3 protein-coding genes are annotated in these 2,150 nt (G+C 36.3%); all 3 read right to left on the bottom strand.

Annotated features, from left to right (window positions below; genetic code table 11):
- Nucleotides 1-208: 208 nt before the first annotated feature.
- Nucleotides 209-964 (bottom strand): hypothetical protein, encoded by a 756-nt coding sequence (locus tag H4J39_RS00500; RefSeq protein ID WP_220462083.1) that lies wholly within the window; start codon nucleotides 962-964, stop codon nucleotides 209-211.
- Nucleotides 965-1,106: 142 nt separating this feature from the next.
- On the bottom strand, nucleotides 1,107-1,412 hold the full coding sequence (locus H4J39_RS00495) for a hypothetical protein (RefSeq protein ID WP_182225505.1): 306 nt from the start codon (nucleotides 1,410-1,412) through the stop codon (nucleotides 1,107-1,109).
- Nucleotides 1,413-1,556: 144 nt separating this feature from the next.
- Nucleotides 1,557-1,952 carry a hypothetical protein gene (locus H4J39_RS00490; RefSeq protein ID WP_182225504.1) on the bottom strand — a complete coding sequence of 132 codons (396 nt, stop codon included), beginning with the start codon at nucleotides 1,950-1,952 and terminating at the stop codon, nucleotides 1,557-1,559.
- Nucleotides 1,953-2,150: the final 198 nt, after the last annotated feature.

Below are 2,150 nucleotides of genomic sequence, written 5' to 3'. Positions count from 1 at the left end.
AACTCAATCTATGTAGTTTTTTTTCTATGCGTTGAAGTTGCTCTATTTTTTGAAACTCAGCTATAGCTTTAACATCTTCCATTGAATTCAATTCCATCTGCGGACTCTCCTTTACGTATAACGCCTTACTAAGCGGCGCGAAATAGTTGGCTAAAATGTACGAGGAACGAGTGCTAGCCAACTGTTTAGCGTCCGTTTGAGTAACTTGTTATACGTTTTTTGCACTAAACTCTTTTGCTAATCGCCCTTTAGCTACCGCTTTAGTCTTTAAAAAATCAGCACTAAAGTGATAATCTGGATGTGTTTTTAGGCTGCGACTTATGAAGTATACGTTCGTTTTATTGTGGGAAAACGTTTCACGAATTCCTGCCCCAGGATCGTTACCAGCTAATAAACTAAATTTTAATCCTGGAATATTAAACACAATATGCTGATAACCTGTATGATTTTTTACAGTGGGAAATCCCATTGATGGAGTATCAACTTTTTGATTGTCTACGTATACAGCTAAAAATGTATTACTCGGGAGTTCTGTGTTCCCTAATAAAAATTTAGAGAACGACAGCATATTCTCATCTCGTATTGAGTTTTTTGTCTCGGGCATCCCATAATTACTCCAATCTGTACATGACAATCTCCAAGCAATACTTACAGCAAAATACAGAAAGCCTAAAGCGGAATCATCATTAGAAGGAAAATACCAAACTTCATCTTTTACTCCTGATAGTTTTTTAAATTTTTTAATCTTAGTTGCGAGTTTAAAACCATTAGGTTTAGCCATTAAAGGGAGGACTTTATCTTCACCATTTTGGGAAAAGGCTGTTTCACAATTAGCACAAAGTAAGTGTTTCTTTGCTTGCTTTGAGGTGTAGGCTGCAGATTTTTCATGCCCTGAAATCCAAACGATATTTTCTCCGCTCTCAGGAAATCCCTTACTAATAGAGCGGTAAACAGCTTTAGGCATAAAGTGACTATCGATAAGTTTTTCTGATTTATGGCATAAAGCACAGACTCCGTTCACCAAACCTCCCTAAACGTATAACGCCCCATTAAGAGGCAAATAATGGTTGGCTAAAATAAGCGACGAAGGAGCAAATAGCCAACTGTTATTTGTCCTGCTTGAATGGCTTGTTATGTTTTCGTTTATAGTGAGCGAATAGTGCCAATAATATAGAAATAACAGCAATTAACTGATTGATGTTATTTTTTATTGAATGAATAAATAAGCGCCAATCAGAATTTTTAAACACTTCACAATTTGTACTACATTGTGTCTCAGCTAACGACAATAAGTTAAATAGCTCATCACAATACATGTAAATAGTATTAGAGTGGTAGTAAATAAAGCCGATGAATATGACACCTAAAATAACATCCATATTATTACTTACAACACTTTTTAGTTTATCCATAACTCGACTCTTGCATGAAAACATAACGCCGTTTTAAGCGGCAAATTGCAGTTGGCTAAAATAAGTGAGGCACGAACAAAAAGCCAACTGTAATTTGTCCGCCTTGAAAACCATTGTTAGGTGAAAACCCATTAATTGCGCCTATTACTTTGTAGTATTTAGGTTGACAATAAACGGTTTACCACCAAAACCATGCTTATTACATTTTGCTCTAACTATTACCTTAGAGATTTCTGCTGGAATTTTAATACCACACTGACTGCGTGTAAATGGTTGCTCATTAACGTGAGGGTGAGCAAGTTCTCGGTAACCAAGTTGATTACCCTCTAAATCTATTACTTCCCAGCGATCTGCGAAATGATCCCAACCTTGGTCATCATGTTGAACTGAAGAGCCAAAACACCAGCTACCGTTTGATTCTTGAGTAGCCAGAACATGTGTCACTTGAGCAAAATCTAAAGACATGGAATAAGTATCTACATCGAATTCCGATGCTAATACTGATGATGTAAATAACGATAATATAAATACAAGTCTCATGTAAACTCCATTTCACCTAACGCCCAATTAAGCGGCGAATAATAGTTGGCTAAAATAGTGAGGAACGAACGATAGCCAACTGTTATTTGTCCGTTTGAATTGCTTGTTAGCAGAAGCGTTAATTAAGAACACTTAAACCAACATACACATAAATAGTTAATTGATGGAAGTGAGAAACAATAAACACCGCACCACTTC

The organism is Colwellia sp. Bg11-12 (assembly GCF_014076955.1).
Taxonomy (GTDB): Bacteria; Pseudomonadota; Gammaproteobacteria; order Enterobacterales; family Alteromonadaceae; genus Colwellia_A.
The sequence above is the reverse complement of the archived record's forward strand: the minus strand, read 5'-3'. Positions and strand labels throughout refer to the sequence as shown.

Bases quoted from the DNA above. Each gene is read 5' to 3' on its own strand.
- H4J39_RS00500 (WP_220462083.1), bottom strand. From the start codon at position 964: ATGCCTAAAGCTGTTTACCGCTCTATTAGTAAGGGATTTCCTGAGAGC.
- H4J39_RS00495 (WP_182225505.1), bottom strand. From the start codon at position 1,412: ATGGATAAACTAAAAAGTGTTGTAAGTAATAATATGGATGTTATTTTA.
- H4J39_RS00490 (WP_182225504.1), bottom strand. From the start codon at position 1,952: ATGAGACTTGTATTTATATTATCGTTATTTACATCATCAGTATTAGCA.